Below are 16,353 nucleotides of genomic sequence, written 5' to 3'. Positions count from 1 at the left end.
ACATTGCATAGAAAAGGAGGCATTTCCATGAAATTAACACCGATTCCCATTACAAACGACGCTGATTTAGCGCGTTCATTTGCCATTCGAAAAGAGGTCTTTGTTGACGAGCAGCATGTGCCAATCGACGAGGAAATCGATGCATTTGATGTCATTGATAGCGACTGTACGCATCTCTTAATCGAAAATGACGAGGGCCAGGCAGTTGGCACAGGGCGCGTACGCTTAGTCGATGAATACGGTAAAATTCAGCGTGTAGCCGTTGTAAAACCATTTAGACAATATGGCATTGGTCGCATCATTATTTTAGCGCTTGAAAAATTAGCTGCCGCACAAGGTGCCACAAAGGCAAAACTCGATGCACAAGTTCATGCGATTGGCTTCTATGAAAAGCTTGGCTACGAGGTAAAATCCGATGTCTTTTTAGATGCCGGTATCGAGCATGTCTTAATGATAAAAGCGCTCTAACAAAAAGCGACCTTATGCGAGGTCGCTTTTGTTATCCACAGCAGCTTGTGGCACGGGTTTTAGCAATGTATAAATAATGCCACCAAAAATAAAGGCAATACCGAGTAATTGAAGCCAGCTTGGGCGGAAATTCAAAATGACTACATCTAATAAAATCGCCACAAGTGGATCAACAAACACGAGCGCCGATGTCACAAGTGCTGGTAGCTTGCGTAAACTATTAAAAAATAAATAATACACAAACCCCGTATGTATAAAGCCCATCCCTAAAATATAAAGCCAATTTGTCGTCGACAGCCCCGAAAACTCTGCCATCGATACAATTGGTGCAAGCATAAAAATACCAACAATCGTTTGCAAAAAGGTCGTCGCATACGAGCTCAGCTGTTGAATATTTTTCCCGATAAACATCGTCATCGCATAGCAAACCGCTGATAAAATCGCCCAAATAAAACCGGAATTTAAAAAGTTATCCACAGATTTAAATTGCTCAATCCCCACAACGAATAAACTTCCTAAAAAGCATACAGCAACCGCTAGTACCGACTGAATATTTATACGTTCGCCTAAAAAAAGCGTCCCCATAATCAGCACAAAAATCGGCGCTAAATTATAAATCGAAATCGCCGCTGAAATCGACATGGCTTCGAATGCTTTAAATAAAAACACCCAGTTCAATACGAGAAACACACCACAAACAAGCGTGCGAATCACTTCTCGACGTTGCCATACCTCGCGCTTCGCATAGCCAAGTAGTAGCCATAGCCCACCTAAAAAAAGTGTCGCACAAATACAACGAATAAAAACAAGTGCCTCGGCACTCACCCCTGTCTGACGCGTGAAAAAGCCAATGGAGCCAAAAAGCGCCATTGAAACAACCATTTGTAAAGCTGCACTCTTATTCATATCCCTAGTCCTTCCTTATATGATTCTTTTTATGATACCGTTTGGCACAAAAAAAGACTATGCCTTTTCAGCATAGCCTTCATTTATTATCGATTTTTATTAAATATACTATCGGCTTCACTTTTACCCGGTAATAATAAAATACCGATTGCGAATACGATAATACCGGCGTAAAGAGTATACTCCACTGCCGTTGATTGTACGAAACCTAGTGGATGTGTAATCCCTATTAATAAAAGCACTAAGCCTCCATAAAACATTAGTAGTCTCATATCTCTTTCACTCCCTTAACTTTTTTCATAGGAAATAGACCTACTTTTCTATTGCCCGATAAATACTATATTCCCTGTTATTTTCTTTTTAAACCTACGTGATGTGGAACAGTAATAATTGCGACGTCCTTTCTATATAACAGATACGTCCGCAAAAATATCCCCGTTTGATTGTGTAAGGCATATTGCCAGCGCTTATTCGGTAAAAACTGTGGAATCACAATCGATAGCTGCGCATCCTTATATTTCGCAATTTTTTGGATGCGGTCAATGACCCGTGTCATCGGCTGCAATAGCGTACGATACGGTGAATACAGCGTGATGATGCGTGTATCCGGCTGCCAGTTTTTCCACTGCTCCTCAAATTGTTTACAATCGTCCTTTTCAAAGCTGACATGCACCGCAATAATTTGATCTGGGTTCAATGACTTTGCATAGTTTAGCGAATGCTCCACTGTACTTGTCATACTCGCTACTGGCAAAATAAAAATATTACCCTGCTTAATATCAATGACATGCTGTAGCTTCATTGCTTCATGTACCTGCGCATAATGCTGATGAATTTTATAAAAAATAAATACCATCAGTGGTAAAAATACGAGCACCGGCCAAACATGCGTGAATTTCGTTATAAAGAAAATCATCGCTACTGTAAATGAAATCAGTGCCCCAATGAAATTAATCGTCATTTTTACACCAAAGCCTTTTGGGCGCTCCCGTAGCCATTTCATAAACATCCCTGTCTGTGCCAATGTAAATGGAATAAATACGCCAACCGCATACAACGGAATGAGGTTGGTCGTCTGGCCGTTAAAAACAAGTAGCAGAATAATGGCACCAATGCCAAGCATTAAAATCCCATTGGAATATCCAAGTCGGTCGCCGCGCATCTGTAACATACGCGGTAAATAATTATCCTTTGATAAACTTACCGCTAGCATCGGAAATGCTGAAAATCCTGTATTGGCTGCTAAAATTAAAATCAATGCTGTCACAGCTTGAATAACATAATAGAACATACCATGCCCGACAATTGCCTCTGCTAATTGAGACACAATCGTATTGGTTGGTTGCGGTATGAGGCCATATACAAATGACAAATAGACAATTCCTGAAAACATCGCCGCTAATAACAGCCCCATCATCACTAATGTTTTCGTGGCGTTCACCGCTTCCGCTTTACGGAAATTCGGTACAGAATTTGAAATCGCCTCGACCCCCGTTAGAGCAGAGCTTCCAGATGCAAATGCCTTTAACAATAGAAATAAGGAAATGCCAGCGACCGGCGTCCCAATCGACGTATGCACCTGCTCTACTTGCCCAGTTGCGACATGAAATAAGCCCATAATAAGCATGATAAACATCGCACCGATAAATAAATAAACCGGATACGCAAGCACCGTTGCAGACTCTGTAATTCCTCGTAAATTCAATACCATTAATACAATGACAAATACAATGGATAGCTCTAAGTTATACGGCTGTAAGCTTGGAAATGCCGACGTAATCGCATCGGCACCAGCAGATACACTTACTGCCACCGTCAACATATAATCAACAAGCAAAGCCCCACCGGCAATAAGCCCTGCATTCAACCCTAGATTTTCTTTTGATACAATATATGCGCCTCCGCCTTGTGGATACGCATGGATCACTTGGCGGTACGATAAAATAAGCGCCGCTAATAAAACAACAACACCCATCGCAATCGGCAGTGAATACCAGAGTGCGGCTGCACTAACCGCTACTAACACAATAAGTATTTGCTCCGGACCATACGCCACCGATGACAAGGCATCCGATGATAAAATCGCCAATGCTTTTGTTTTGGACAAACGCTTTTCACTTAATTCTGTTGATTTCAATGGTCTTCCAATAAAAATACGCTTTAATGACATCAGCATATTCAACACCTTCTTTAATTAGAATGTGTCCCTAAGCGCTTGATTGAACGAAAAAAGGCAACACCAAATAAAGGAGTTGCCATCTCCTTATAACGCTTACGAGGTTAGCTGTCGGATTCAGGCCATAAGAGTTAGCCTTACCACAATGTGGATTCACCCCAAGAAGTACAAGACTTCGTAACGATTGGTTCCCCCGCGTTTTCACTTCAGCGATTTAGAAACGATATTTTATTGCTGTTATTCTACGCCCAGTAATTTTTAAAGTAAATCTATCTAAAGTCCCAACTATTTGAAGGTTTATTTAGACTAAATAAACGGGAACAGTAAAACAAACAACCTATGAAAGGAGGTTAAGAAAATGTTAGAAACATTAGCATGCACCTATGAGAATTTACAACTGCACATACAACAGCTCGTTGAAAGGATACAACAATCAGCCTGTCCTACAGCGCAAAGCGCACTTTATCATGAATTTCAAATTATTGATCGACAACTTCAAAAAATTGAACATCAACTTTGTTTCATCATAGAGGAGAAAGATGCTTCAATCTAGATGCTCGTAGTAAAATATAAATCATCACTAGTAATAATAAACCAGATATAATAAAAATTAGTGACGCATCAATGTAATCAAATAAGGCACCATAAATAAGCGAGCCAATCGGTCCAATACCAACAGCTAATGTTTCAATAATGCCAAATACTCGCCCTCTATGCGCATCGTCTACTTCTCGTTGAATGACGACACCAATTGGCGTATTTGCCCAAATCGACATAGCCGAAAAAACAAACATCAACAGCATATAATAAATGAATGCTATCGACGTGCTAAAGCCTGCAACCAGTGGAACAGCAATGCATATCATGGCTATGCACATTACCGTCGCAGCACGTTTTACAAAGCGCAGCGGTCGTAATAAATCACCGCGCATCGATAAATAAAGAGACGCCACGAGCATTCCAATTGCACCCGCACCTTGAATGATACCAACTTGCGTGGATTCAACAGATAATCTTTGCACTAAAACGAATACTAAACCCACACTTATTGCAGCCGAAAAGAAATTAATGCATACTTGTGTCATTAATAAGGACTGCACGAGCGGTTTGCTTTTTAAATACACAAAACCACTTCTCATACTCGCCATCATCGATTCTTTTTTCGCTACAACCCTGTCCGCAAACAATGTAAAATTCATCGAAGCCTCTAAGCAAAGCGCAATAAAATAAGCGACAAACATCGCCCATAAAAATACCTCCATCGATACAAAGCCGTACATCATACCCCCAATTGTCGGCCCACCAATTGCCCCAATCGAATACGACACCTGATTAAATGCCATCCCCTTTTGCACATTATGCTTACCGACCATATTCGGAATGGAGCTCGAAAACGCAATACCATTGAAGGCGCCAATCATTGAAAAGATGGCTGTAATCGTATAAATTGCTGCGACCGAAATGCCATACAGCTCCGTATAAATAATCAATGCCCCAATCGATGCTGTAATACCTGCCATACTTACTACAACGATTATTTTTCGCGGAAACCGGTCCGCCACATAGCCAGCTAACGGTGCAACAAGTGCACGTGGTAGCACATTAAACATAATATTCGTCGCAAAACTTAATGCCGATCCCGTCAATTGTAAAATATAAAGACTAATCCCAAAGCTAAAAACACCAAATCCTAATGATGTTAAGAGCTTGCTGACGAAAAACGTATATAAATTAATCATTGCGCGGCGCTCTATCCATTGATTCACTCACCATTCCTCCTCCATACACACAATGATGACAGTGTAAGCGCGCGCACCTTAAAAGTCAAAATCACGATTAAAAATCACCCATTAGCTCAACAAGCGTCTTTTGGATACGACATATCTATAAATATGTGTCATCTACATGAAAATAAACCCATACTTTTAATAAAAATGTATTCGACGCGTATTTAACCGCAGATAATTATTTTCTCTTTCTTAAATACTTACAACACATTGTTAATAGCAATCTTGAAAAACGTGTCAAAAATGCCCGTCAGAGCCTCTATTTTAACTCCTTTTGTTTAATTTCGGGACTTCTAACAGCCTCTTTTTATCCCTGCAAGTTAAAAACAGTTGCTGCTATGTCACTTTTAGCTACATCATGAGAATCGGCATATTAAGCGCCTCTTAAACACGCAAAAAACACCCTTAGTGCACCCGAAAAGGCTGTTTTTAGCCCATTTTGGTCGAAAATAGGCTTTTTTCATTTATTAAAAATGCTATAAATCGATGAACTTCATTATGAATAACGCATTGATTTGCCAGTATTTACTGGATGATTAATAAAAGCATTCTTTTCTCTAAGACGATAGCCACTCATTGGCACTTATTTTAAAATATGTCGTATCTAAAACACGCTGTCTGACGTAATCGGTCATTTCAAATAAAAAAACGGGTGCAATCAAGTTGATCACATCCGTCCGTATTTTTTAAGCACTATTTATTTAAAATGAATTGTTTTTTTCGTAATGCTGCACGCTTCCACGCAAATTGGTAAAGCGCTGTCGCTGCTGGGTAGAACAGTACGACGATTACAAAGAAGCCTGTGACATCCTGCCAAAACGGTGATACTTGCCATACCCCATAACCAACTGCTGCCACTTTCAATACAAATGCTAGCCCAACAAGAAGTCCAAGTAACGCACTTCCGATAAATACTAAGTCTTTCCACATTAACATTCGAAACTCTGCGTGATATTCTCTTACGACCACACATACTGAAATCACGATGAATAATAGAAATAATAGATTTATCATTTATTGCACCTCCATCTACTTCTAGTTGTAGTGTACAACAAAGTTGTTAAGCTAACGTAAAAGCTGTTTTAAGTTAACGTACAGATGTGGCGATTGTTAACAGCCCTTTTGCAGTCGTCACTTTGTCAATCGTCATCACAGCTGTTCCTTTTTGAAGACGTAATGCGTGATTTTTACCAACTGCATCTAATTGAATCGCACCATATTGATTTGGCGCCGGTAAAAGATGCGTCTCTAAATAATGGACCGTATCTTTTGCTAATGTGACCCCACGTGCATTTTGATTTGTGTACGTATGAGTCGCTAACGCCCAGCGTCCCTCATTCCAGCTCGTATAAAGCTGTCCGGCACCAGCATCCTGATAGCCTGTGATACCGTGTGTTAACGCTACCTTTTGTCCCCCGTATTTACTGTAATTTAAATAATTTACATGTGATAATGCTTCTGCTTTTGTTGTATAACGTTCCATTTGAATGCGTGCAACGACTTTTTTTGAAACGGTCGTCAATTTTTTCGCATTCACTGGTACTTTATGAGAGGTTTCGTAAAACACTACTTTGTAATAGTTTTTAGAAACCGTCGTCTTTGCTGTTAAATGTTTCCCGCTTGTTACAGGGATTTTATGCGGCAATGTAACAGGAAGTGTTGTCGTTAATGCATCGTTTACTTGAGCCATTACTTGCTCTGTTTCCGTTGCCGCTTTTGCCGTAATTGGTGAAACTGGTAATGTTGCTACTGTCCCTATTCCTAATACGCTTGTCGCAGTAACAAATGCTATTTTTTGAACAAACTTTTTCATTTTCGTTGCACCTCTTTCCTATCGAACTATAATTAAAAAATTCCCTTTTCGAGAAAAAACAAAACGTAAAACCTTTAAAACGCGAAGAAAGCCACCCTATTTCTCTAAAATAGGATGACTTTCTTATACTTTTTCCAATTTACTCTATATACGTTTTTATGATAGACCAACTTTTCACTTTCTCCTCAAAACTTTTAATATTCTTCCCTGGTATTGGACTCGTAGAAGGCATTTTATAAAAATGGCGACCTGTTAATACGTTTAAACCAATTCGCTTTTTAAATACTTGCTCTGCCTTTCCACCATTAAAAAGCACACATTCAATCGCTGGATATTGTGCTAATAACGTTTCGAAATCATTTGGAACCTCATTACGAATTGCGGCATCAAGACTTCCTTCACGTTCACAGTATTTAATCGTATCCCATAATCCAATACCATGCTGTTGGAGCCAATTGAGTCGTTCTGTATAATTTTCTGGTGCGCATTGTTCTAACAACTCTGACATAATCGGCCAAAAATGATTACGTGGATTTCCATAGTACTGCTGCTTTTCAAGAGATTGCTGCCCTGGCATCGACCCGACAATTAACACGCGCGTGCTTTTATTGACGACTGGCTCTAAAACATTTTCAATCATGCTGTTCACCTCTCTATTTATTATAAGTAGTATGTCAGGAAAAATCACCGAACATGACTTGCTTTGCGGGTCTGCCCGCTTCCTTCTGTAATCAAGAACATCACTATTTTTTCTTTAGCGGAACGTAAGCTAATTACGCCGTCGTCCGTTCATTAGCCATGACTCACTTCTTTTACTATCTAGCCTCGCGTGCTTGCTTTTCGGGTCGTTTCATTCCTTCCTACGTGACGAAGAACGTCACTTGTCAGGAACTAAAAACGCCCGTCAAAGCAGAGCGAGCACGCTCAGCTTTCAATCAAAAAAAATAGGACCGGCTCGTATGTGTTGTTACGAGTCAGTCCTATCTACTATTTGCGGTATCGTCCATTATTAAATCGCCACCAATTGCTTAATTTTGTAGTGCATTACGATGACTTCACCTTTAGCGCCCATTGTGCGTACGCCTTCGTCAATAAAGCCACATTTATGATATAACCCTTGTGCTGCTGTGTTGTAAATATTTACGACTAGCACAATTTCATTTTTGTCAGTAAAGTTTTGCTCGACAAAGTCAGGTAACATGTTCATGACACGTTTTGCGTAGCCTTTACCTTGATGATGAAAGTCCGTTGATACGGCACGCAGTAAAATCGCATTCGGATTATCCGAGTATAGTTTGCGTCCCTGGTCTCCATCTAACATTAAGAAGTTAACGATTGCGCCATTATCGATTGCGACGATTGGATAGCGATATGGATCATTTTTTGCCATCTCCATTGCTACATCTGGTGCTGTCGTAAAGTGCAATTGCTCCTCCGTTAATGTGTAATTTGCAAGCATTTCTCCGTGCTTGATTTCATTGTAAAAGCATAGTTCCATTTCTTAACCCCTTTCAGGCTGTAGTAAATAATTTTAACGACTTAAATCGTTTTTTTCAACAGAAAATTATTGTCTATTTTGTGTTAACAATTTGCTGTAAATTCATGTACAAGAACTAAAAATAGTTGTTTTTTTCTATTCGATATTGTAGTGATTTTACACCCTGTATCACAAAATAAAATTGTAAAACAAACACACAGAAAAAGCGAGAAAAATTTTAAAAAAGTCGCAAAAAAACTACGCAATTTGCGTAGCTTCTCACGATTTATAAAAAACTTGGATTTACAACTTTGTCTGCCTTGCCAAGGTCTGTCACCATTGTGTTATATGCTTCTACTGCCGCTTCATATAACGCTTTTGATTCTTTCGCATTGACTTCTGCAGGTTGTTTTACACGTAGTGGCGCATAAGGAGCATCAAATGTTAATACCCGTTGTTGGAAGGCTTGAACATGTTCATTTTCATCAACTTCAGAATCCATATGTGTATACACATCAAATGAGTGGAAATTGGCGAAGAAACGTGTGTAATCATCCGACGCCTTATCCATGTTTCGATTTGAAAAGTTCCATAAACCCTTCATTGATTTTAATACGTTTAGACCTTGTGTTACAACCATCTCAACTGCTTGTGGATTAGCCATTGTAACCGCCTCCTATATAAAATTCGTTCTCTTATATTGTAGCATAATCAGCCGGCTCTATATGAACAAGTGTCACCGCAAACGGGTTATATTCACGAATAACGCCCTCGATTACTTCTGTAATGTGATGGCTTTGGACCACATCCATTTTAGGATCAACCGTAATCGTAACATCTAAAAACATCATATTCCCAGACATACGCCCTTTCATATCTTCTACCTCAATGACTCCATTTACATGTTGAATAAGCGTTTTAATTTCTACTAACTCATGCTCATCAAAGCCATCCGTTAAAGTATGCACAGCCTCAACAAAAATATCATAGGCGGTTTTAATAATCAGTAAACCAACTAATACCGCTGTAATTGAGTCAATGATGGGGAAACCAAAAATAGCAGCAAAAATACCGATAGCTGTTCCAAAACTCACTAACGCATCAGAGCGATTATCATACGCTGCCGCTTTGACAGCCGAACTTTTAATACGTCGTGCGAGACGAATATTATATAGATAAACGATGTACATGACGATGCCACAAAAGATTGCGACGATAGCAGTCAGCATAGATGGTGCCTCATGCTCACCGCTAAAGAAACTTTTTATCGCATTAAAAACAACCTGTAAGCCGACAACGGCCATAATGAATGAAGCGAGCAATGATGAAACTGTTTCAGCACGTAAATGACCATAGTGATGGTCCTCATCCGGTGGACGCTGCGAAATACGCAGCCCTACTAGTACCGCAACAGAGGCAATAATATCCGTCGTATTGTTCAGACCATCCGCCTTAAGTGCTTCCGATCCTCCGACAACACCAACCGTTAATTTTAAGGCACTTAAACAGAGATACGTGAAAATACTAACCCAAGCACCTTTTTCCCCTTCACGTAAATTTTTATATACGTCCAAAAAGTTTCCCTCCCTCAAGACTTCCAGAAACGACAAAAACGACGTAGCGCACAAAAGTGCGTTACGTCGTTTTTTATATTCCGTTCGTTATTAAGCTTATCTATTATAACAAAGTCTGACCTCTAAAGAAAGGAAAGTTTAGTGCTTTGCTTGGAAATCTTTCATGAAGTTCGCAAGTGCTTGGCAAGTTTCATATGGCACGGCATTGTAAGTAGACGCTCGGCAACCGCCAACTGAACGGTGACCATTTAAGCCAACAAAACCTGCTTCTTTTGCTTCTGCTAAGAATTGTTTTTCTAATTCTTCATCAGCTACACGGAATGTAATGTTCATCAGTGAACGGCTACCTTCTACTGCATGACCTGTGTAGAAGCCGTTGCTTGCATCGATAACATCATAGATTAATGCAGCTTTTTCTTCGTTGCGTTTTGCTACTGCCTCAACACCGCCTTGTGCTTCAACCCATTTTAATACCTCACCTAACATATAAATACCGAATGTTGGTGGTGTGTTGTAAAGTGAGTTTTTGTCAGCATGTGTTTTGTAGCTTAAAATAGTTGGTACATTTTCTGACGCTGTTTCTAGGAATTCTTTACGAATGATAACAACCGTTACGCCTGAAGGGCCAAGGTTCTTTTGAGCACCTGCATAAATCATCGCAAACTTAGAAATATCTACTGGCTTCGATAAAATATCACTCGACATATCAGCTACAAGTGGCACGTCCCCAGTATCTGGGAACTCTGCCCACTCTGTACCGAAAATCGTATTATTCGATGTGATATGCACGTATGCATCATCCGCATTGTAATTTAACTCATCAAATGCTGGGATGTTTTTGTAGTTGTTCTCTTTTGTGCTTGCAGCGATTACAGCGTTCCCTAAAACTTTTGCTTCTTTGAATGCTTTTTCTGACCATGAACCAGTTTGTACGTAGCTAGCTGTTTGACCTTCTTTTAAGAAGTTCATTGGAAGCATTGTGAATTGTAAGCTTGCGCCGCCTTGTAAAAATAACACTTCGTAATTTTCAGGAATGTTATAAAGTTTTTTAAGACGTGCGATGGCTTCCGTATGTACTTCATCATACTCTTTACTACGGTGGCTCATTTCCATTACGGACATGCCAGCACCTTTAAAGTCTACTAATTCTTCTTGAGCTTTTTGTAGGACTTCAAGTGGTAATGCTGATGGACCTGCATTTAAGTTATAAGCGCGTTTAACTGTTGTCGTCAATGTAATACACTCCTTGTGGAATAATGATGAATCCTATTCTACGCTATTTTCTGTTTTTTTTGAAGGTTTAGACGAATATTCGGCTAAAATTGTCATAATATTTTAAAAAAAGACACCAAAACAAGAATATTCATGTAAAAAAAGCTTCGTAATTATCGGAAAAACCGATTAATCCACTTATCACTTATTTTCTAGATAGGTAAAGTTATCATCTGCTGTCCTGTAGAGAAAAACAAAAAAAGGCAGCGTCATAAAGACGCTACCTGCTTTTTATAAATTAACGAATTGTGTAAAGCGCTTTTGACCAAGGAATTACTTGATCTAACATTTGGTTTACTGAATCAGTTTGAACTTCTTTTGGTTTGAATTCACCATTTTCAAAGTCAGTGAATAATGATAATGCTGGGTGTACACGAACGTCCGCTACTAATAATTCGCCTAAGATGCCGCGTAAATGTTCTGCTGCACGTGCACCACCAACTGAACCATATGATACGATACCTGCTGCTTTGTTGTTCCATTCAACACGTAAGTAATCTAATGCGTTTTTAAGTGCGCCCGTAATTGAATGGTTATATTCTTGTGTAATGAATACAAAGCCATCTTGTTTGGCAACGATTTCTGACCATGCTTGTGCACCTGGGGCTTCTGCTGTACCTAGTAATGGTAAATCGTAATCTGCAATATCAATAATGGTGTAGTTTGCGTCGCCGCGTTTGTCTGCGATTTCTTTTACCCATTGTCCAACTTGTGGTGATACGCGACCTTCGCGTGTTGAGCCTAAAATAATACCAATGTTTAATTCTGCCATGTCTTTTACCTCTTTCTTTTTACCAAATAATTTATTTAAAAAGTTCATTATTATACCTCTTTATCTCGAATTCATTTATTTCGAAATTATTTATCTTGAATTCTAGATAAATAATAACATGGTATTTTTACCTCGTCAACTAGTTTCATCTAAAAAAGGAATTTCGCCAAAATCAGAAGGTTATGCTATGTTAGAACTAATCGATTATATAAAAGGAGCGAGCGCTATGCTCATACAAGATGAGGTACTCTATTTACGTCCTGTCACACCACGAGACGCCGAGGCGATTCATGCATCCGTTACCGAACCAGAAATTCGTTATTTAACAGGCACACATTCTTTATTCACTGTAGAACAAGTACGACAACATATTGTGACTTGTGAGGATGATGACAGTCGCATAGATTTTGCAGTCTGCTTACGCGAAGATGACACGATGATTGGCGAAGGTGGCATTGTCGAAATAGATGTAGCCAATCAACTCGCCTATTTTCGTATTGCGATGCTTGGCATGAAAAACACCGGCAAAGGCTATGGCACACGCGCTGTTTTGTTAGCTGTCCGCTATGTATTTGATGTGTTAAAGCTTAACCGTTTGCAACTTGAAGTGTATAGTCATAATCCACACGCAAAGCGTAGTTATGAAAAAGTTGGTTTTCAAGTAGAGGGTATTTTACGTGAGAAACTACTATGGGATGGCGTTTATTCGGATGAAATTGTGATGAGCATATTAAGAAAAGACTACGAAAAAAAGGGAACTGCACAGTAGACGCAATTCCCTTTTGTTTATTTAATGAACGATAAGCACCTGGCATGGTGATAACTGTGCAATTTTCGAGCTGACACTGCCTAGTAGCATTCCTTTTAAACCACGTAAGCCTCGACTACCGATGACAATGACAGATTGCTTTGTTTCTTCTGCATACTCAAGCATTTTATCCGCTGGGTTTCCAGCTAATGATACGAGTTCAATCACGCATTCAGGATGTTTCGAAAGTACGATTTCTTTCGCTTTCTCTAAACGTTCTTCACTGTCTTTTAGTAAACCTTCATTTACCGTTTTCACATAATCACGTGTGACATCATATGGGTAGGCAGGTGCGATTGGATTTTGATGTACATTGACAATCGTTACAATTCCGTTATTTAAGCTAGCTAGCTCTGCTGCCGCCTCTAAAATTTTGGCATTTAAATCTGATTCATCAATTGCTACAAGAATTTTTTCAAACATTGAACTCATCCTTTCGGCATATTATTACCTTTATCATATGACATAATGTCACAAAAAATAACCCCAAATTAAACTTTACTGGAAAAAACATGCTTTAAAAGCATACATTGTTCACAAATTCTCTTCATTCTTTTTTTCATAGGCTAAAATATCGCCTGGTTGACAATCCAATGCCTCGCAAATGGCTTCTAACGTAGAAAACTTAACAGCCTTCGCTTTTCCATTTTTTAAAATGGATACGTTCGCCATCGTAATCCCCACACGCTCAGACAATTCTGTCACGCTCATTTTTCGTTTCGCGAGCATCACATCGATATTCACAATAATCGCCATTCTCTCACCTCAGATTGTTAATTCGTTTTCTGATTTCATTTCAATGGCTTCCTGCAATAATTTTTGTAACAGTGCAGCAAACACCGCAATGACTAACGATGCAAATGGCACAATTAATCCGACAAAAATAACACCGGGTGCATCATCAAATTCAGCAAATAAGTAAAACGACGGTAATACGCATAAGTGCAAAATACTAATCGTTCCTGCACAGCGTTTAATTACTTGTAGCTTCCTCACTGATGATACCGAAAAGGCCCTTCCCTGGTCAATGCAGCGTAATAATTGGAAAGCCTGATAGAGACCGATAAAATAAATGATAACGGATGCGTAAAGTAGTGCCCAAACCACATATTTACTTGCCCCAAAAGCTGGCAGTAAATCAGCGGTTGCACGACCTACTTCTGGTATAAGGAATAGACAGAATAAAATCATTGGTAAGCTTAAGACAAAAACAGCCGTCTTTAAAAACAACGTCGATGCGCTCTTCATAAAAACACCTCACTTTTTATTTTCATGTTGATAATAGCATGTGATTTATCGTTTTACAATAAATATATATCGTAAAGGAGAATATAAACAATGAAAAACTGGAAAACAAACGCACAAAAGCAACCCTTTATCGCCTCTTATAGCGGCGGAAAAGATAGTACACTCGCGCTTTATAAAGCGATGCAACAAGGAACTGCTACGGGACTAATTATCATGCTTGAAGAGGAAGGCAAGCGCTCACGTAGCCATGGCATGCCACCTGCATTAATCCATGCACAGGCAGAGGCGCTTCAGTTGCCTGTTTATACTATTGCGACGAGCTGGGAAGGCTATGAGCAAGCTTTCATGACGATTCTGTCACAAGCAAAGGAGGACGGCGCAAATGTCCTCGTAACGGGTGATTTAGATGTCCCTGAGCATGATTGTTGGCATGACCGTGTCACAAAGCAAGTTGGTCTCAAACTAAGTATGCCGCTATGGGAAATGGATCATGTCGAGGTTGTACGTGAATTTATTGATGCTGGCTTTAAAACCATTTTAGTAACAGTCAATTTATCACTTGGTATGCGGGAGGAGGACCTCGGACGCGAGCTGACACATTGCTATGTCGATGAGTTGATTACGCGAGGGATTGACCCTTGCGGCGAGGGCGGCGAATTCCATACAACGGTTTTAGCAGGCCCTATTTTCAGTAAAGAAATCGCCGTCAAACGCGAGGCAATTATCCATGACGGAGACTATGCTTTCTTACCGCTTACATTGGCATAAATAAAAAGCAGGAATCGCTTTAAACACGATTCCTGCTTTTCTTATGCTTTACTTACGCCAAAACGTTGTACAATCTGCCTTATCCTTCATATTAAAATCGATAATTTCCTGCAACAACTCATAATGAACGGGCTTTGCAAATGGGATACGAATTAATTTCTTCCCATGCGTATAGCCTAGTTCCTTAATACGTGCTGAAAATTCCTCATCAATATAGCCCTCTGGTGCTACGGAAATATGCGCCTTCGATACACTGAAGCCAATAATAAACGTGCCATGATCTGTAAACATTGGCTGATTCCATTTAAACTCAGGCTTTAGCTGTGGATACGTTTCATGAACCCACTGAAGGACTTCTACCATGCGAGCCCGATGCTCTGCCGGCTCAATCTCTTGAATAAATTCTTCAAATTGCTCCATTATAAAAGCCTCCTTCTAACAAATATTCGTTCTTTTATTCCACTGTAATTCCCGCTTCGCGTAAAGGTTCTAACACCTCAGGCTCTGCCATCGAAATATAGTCTACTGTCATAAGGTTCGGCAAATGTTCAAAGCCTTCAACAGACGTTACATCAAAGAACTTATCCTCACCGTCCCAGTCTGGCTGAAGAATATGATAGATTTCATTACCACCATCAAAACATAGATAATCAACCTTCAATAAATCCTTTTTCGAAAGCTCTAGGTTTTGTAAGTATGTCATAATTTGTGGAATCGGCTTCATATCCTCGTACCATTCATATTGTGTTGTAAATTGCTCTTTCAATGCTTCTAATTCCTGCTCGAAAACTGGTTCCTTATCAAGTAATGCATCAATAACAATGAGCTTAAAATTAAAATCTTTAAACATATTATCACTCCTCATTTTCTTATACCCATTTCAACAAAAAAAGAGCTGCCAAGAGACAACTCTTTTTCATTATAATACGTAATAGCCGCCACCATCACGCGAAATAATATAGTCTGGTTGTGGCGGCTTGCCACCATGTTCCGCAATCTGTTTTTTATGACCAGCAATATGCTCTGGACTCTTTTCCCATGCCTTCCAAGCCTCTTCCGATTCCCAGCGAATAAGTACGATAACTTCTTCTTCCCCTCGGCGTGTTTTTTTCACTAAAATCTCGCGGCCAATAAAGCCCTCGCGTTGTTCAAGTAGTGATGGCTTTCCTTCTTTTGGTTGGAAACGCTCTAAAACCTTATCTTTAAATCCTTCTTTTACAACGGTACGACGCATTTGTACAAACATGTTTTTGCCTCCTTTTTTATAAAAAAAGAGCCTGTCTC

Annotated in this window: 22 protein-coding genes and 1 riboswitch; of the genes, 4 read left to right on the top strand and 18 right to left on the bottom strand. The window is 39.6% G+C overall.

What is annotated here, in order from left to right; translation table 11 throughout:
* The first annotated feature begins 27 nt into the window (after window positions 1–27).
* The gene (locus KTHG_RS17925; RefSeq protein WP_139995698.1) at window positions 28–468 is read left to right on the top strand and encodes a GNAT family N-acetyltransferase; all 441 of its coding nucleotides are present in this window, start codon (window positions 28–30) and stop codon (window positions 466–468) included.
* 12 nt (window positions 469–480) lie between these two features.
* Here the strand turns inward: KTHG_RS17925 and KTHG_RS17920 are convergent, their stop codons facing one another.
* The 3 genes from KTHG_RS17920 to KTHG_RS17910 form a co-directional block, all read right to left on the bottom strand.
* A complete protein-coding gene (locus KTHG_RS17920) occupies window positions 481–1,374 on the bottom strand; it encodes a DMT family transporter (protein WP_139995696.1) in 894 nt (297 codons plus the stop codon).
* A gap of 86 nt (window positions 1,375–1,460) precedes the next feature.
* Entirely contained in the window at window positions 1,461–1,646 is a 186-nt protein-coding gene (locus KTHG_RS17915; RefSeq protein ID WP_126991482.1) for a hypothetical protein, read from the bottom strand.
* A gap of 77 nt (window positions 1,647–1,723) precedes the next feature.
* Window positions 1,724–3,550 (bottom strand): APC family permease, encoded by a 1,827-nt coding sequence (locus tag KTHG_RS17910; protein WP_139995694.1) that lies wholly within the window; start codon window positions 3,548–3,550, stop codon window positions 1,724–1,726.
* A 78-nt stretch (window positions 3,551–3,628) separates the two neighbouring features.
* Window positions 3,629–3,772, bottom strand: a riboswitch (cyclic di-AMP (ydaO/yuaA leader).
* Window positions 3,773–3,908: 136 nt separating this feature from the next.
* Between KTHG_RS17910 and KTHG_RS17905 the strand changes: the two genes are divergently transcribed.
* Window positions 3,909–4,103 carry a hypothetical protein gene (locus KTHG_RS17905; RefSeq protein WP_126991484.1) on the top strand — a complete coding sequence of 65 codons (195 nt, stop codon included), beginning with the start codon at window positions 3,909–3,911 and terminating at the stop codon, window positions 4,101–4,103.
* Here KTHG_RS17905 and KTHG_RS17900 read toward each other — a convergent pair.
* From KTHG_RS17900 to KTHG_RS17860, 9 genes are all read right to left on the bottom strand, one after another.
* Entirely contained in the window at window positions 4,075–5,316 is a 1,242-nt protein-coding gene (locus KTHG_RS17900) for an MFS transporter (RefSeq protein ID WP_139995692.1), read from the bottom strand. The genes KTHG_RS17905 and KTHG_RS17900 overlap by 29 nt on opposite strands.
* A gap of 714 nt (window positions 5,317–6,030) precedes the next feature.
* Window positions 6,031–6,351 (bottom strand): hypothetical protein, encoded by a 321-nt coding sequence (locus KTHG_RS17895; RefSeq protein WP_139995690.1) that lies wholly within the window; start codon window positions 6,349–6,351, stop codon window positions 6,031–6,033.
* A gap of 73 nt (window positions 6,352–6,424) precedes the next feature.
* Entirely contained in the window at window positions 6,425–7,150 is a 726-nt protein-coding gene (locus KTHG_RS17890) for a hypothetical protein (RefSeq protein WP_139995688.1), read from the bottom strand.
* Between the two features lie 139 nt (window positions 7,151–7,289).
* A complete protein-coding gene (locus KTHG_RS17885; protein ID WP_186439684.1) occupies window positions 7,290–7,790 on the bottom strand; it encodes a DNA-deoxyinosine glycosylase in 501 nt (166 codons plus the stop codon).
* Between the two features lie 369 nt (window positions 7,791–8,159).
* Entirely contained in the window at window positions 8,160–8,648 is a 489-nt protein-coding gene (locus tag KTHG_RS17880) for a GNAT family N-acetyltransferase (RefSeq protein ID WP_139995684.1), read from the bottom strand.
* Window positions 8,649–8,913: 265 nt separating this feature from the next.
* A complete protein-coding gene (locus KTHG_RS17875) occupies window positions 8,914–9,291 on the bottom strand; it encodes a hypothetical protein (RefSeq protein ID WP_126991490.1) in 378 nt (125 codons plus the stop codon).
* A 31-nt stretch (window positions 9,292–9,322) separates the two neighbouring features.
* Window positions 9,323–10,201: a cation diffusion facilitator family transporter gene (locus tag KTHG_RS17870; RefSeq protein ID WP_139995682.1), complete on the bottom strand. Its 879-nt coding sequence runs from the start codon at window positions 10,199–10,201 to the stop codon at window positions 9,323–9,325.
* A gap of 138 nt (window positions 10,202–10,339) precedes the next feature.
* Window positions 10,340–11,434 carry a 3-phosphoserine/phosphohydroxythreonine transaminase gene (gene serC, locus KTHG_RS17865; RefSeq protein ID WP_126991492.1) on the bottom strand — a complete coding sequence of 365 codons (1,095 nt, stop codon included), beginning with the start codon at window positions 11,432–11,434 and terminating at the stop codon, window positions 10,340–10,342.
* 277 nt (window positions 11,435–11,711) lie between these two features.
* Complete coding sequence (locus tag KTHG_RS17860) at window positions 11,712–12,293, bottom strand: NADPH-dependent FMN reductase (protein WP_139995680.1); 582 nt, start codon at window positions 12,291–12,293, stop codon at window positions 11,712–11,714.
* Window positions 12,294–12,471: 178 nt separating this feature from the next.
* Between KTHG_RS17860 and KTHG_RS17855 the strand changes: the two genes are divergently transcribed.
* Window positions 12,472–13,014 (top strand): GNAT family N-acetyltransferase, encoded by a 543-nt coding sequence (locus KTHG_RS17855; RefSeq protein WP_126991522.1) that lies wholly within the window; start codon window positions 12,472–12,474, stop codon window positions 13,012–13,014.
* 21 nt (window positions 13,015–13,035) lie between these two features.
* On the opposite strand, the gene KTHG_RS17850 is transcribed toward KTHG_RS17855, so the two are convergent.
* The 3 genes from KTHG_RS17850 to KTHG_RS17840 all read right to left on the bottom strand — a co-directional run bounded on the left by KTHG_RS17850 (window position 13,036) and on the right by KTHG_RS17840 (window position 14,301).
* Window positions 13,036–13,476, bottom strand: coding sequence for a universal stress protein (locus KTHG_RS17850; protein ID WP_126991494.1), 441 nt, complete (start codon window positions 13,474–13,476; stop codon window positions 13,036–13,038).
* A 111-nt stretch (window positions 13,477–13,587) separates the two neighbouring features.
* Window positions 13,588–13,809 (bottom strand): helix-turn-helix domain-containing protein, encoded by a 222-nt coding sequence (locus tag KTHG_RS17845; protein ID WP_126991495.1) that lies wholly within the window; start codon window positions 13,807–13,809, stop codon window positions 13,588–13,590.
* Window positions 13,810–13,818: 9 nt separating this feature from the next.
* Window positions 13,819–14,301: a DUF2975 domain-containing protein gene (locus KTHG_RS17840; RefSeq protein ID WP_139995678.1), complete on the bottom strand. Its 483-nt coding sequence runs from the start codon at window positions 14,299–14,301 to the stop codon at window positions 13,819–13,821.
* A 90-nt stretch (window positions 14,302–14,391) separates the two neighbouring features.
* Between KTHG_RS17840 and KTHG_RS17835 the strand changes: the two genes are divergently transcribed.
* On the top strand, window positions 14,392–15,069 hold the full coding sequence (locus tag KTHG_RS17835) for a Dph6-related ATP pyrophosphatase (RefSeq protein WP_139995676.1): 678 nt from the start codon (window positions 14,392–14,394) through the stop codon (window positions 15,067–15,069).
* A gap of 48 nt (window positions 15,070–15,117) precedes the next feature.
* Here KTHG_RS17835 and KTHG_RS17830 read toward each other — a convergent pair whose 3' ends face one another.
* The 3 genes from KTHG_RS17830 to KTHG_RS17820 are packed head-to-tail and all read right to left on the bottom strand — an operon-like array spanning window position 15,118 to window position 16,315.
* Window positions 15,118–15,489, bottom strand: coding sequence for an iron chaperone (locus KTHG_RS17830; protein WP_139995674.1), 372 nt, complete (start codon window positions 15,487–15,489; stop codon window positions 15,118–15,120).
* 34 nt (window positions 15,490–15,523) lie between these two features.
* Window positions 15,524–15,934 carry a DUF6892 domain-containing protein gene (locus KTHG_RS17825; protein WP_139995672.1) on the bottom strand — a complete coding sequence of 137 codons (411 nt, stop codon included), beginning with the start codon at window positions 15,932–15,934 and terminating at the stop codon, window positions 15,524–15,526.
* A 54-nt stretch (window positions 15,935–15,988) separates the two neighbouring features.
* Window positions 15,989–16,315, bottom strand: coding sequence for an antibiotic biosynthesis monooxygenase family protein (locus tag KTHG_RS17820; RefSeq protein ID WP_126991500.1), 327 nt, complete (start codon window positions 16,313–16,315; stop codon window positions 15,989–15,991).
* Window positions 16,316–16,353 lie beyond the last annotated feature (38 nt).

Source organism: Kurthia sp. Dielmo (assembly GCF_000307285.2).
GTDB classification, from domain to species: domain Bacteria; phylum Bacillota; class Bacilli; order Bacillales_A; family Planococcaceae; genus Kurthia; species Kurthia populi.
The sequence above is the reverse complement of the archived record's forward strand: the minus strand, read 5'-3'. Positions and strand labels throughout refer to the sequence as shown.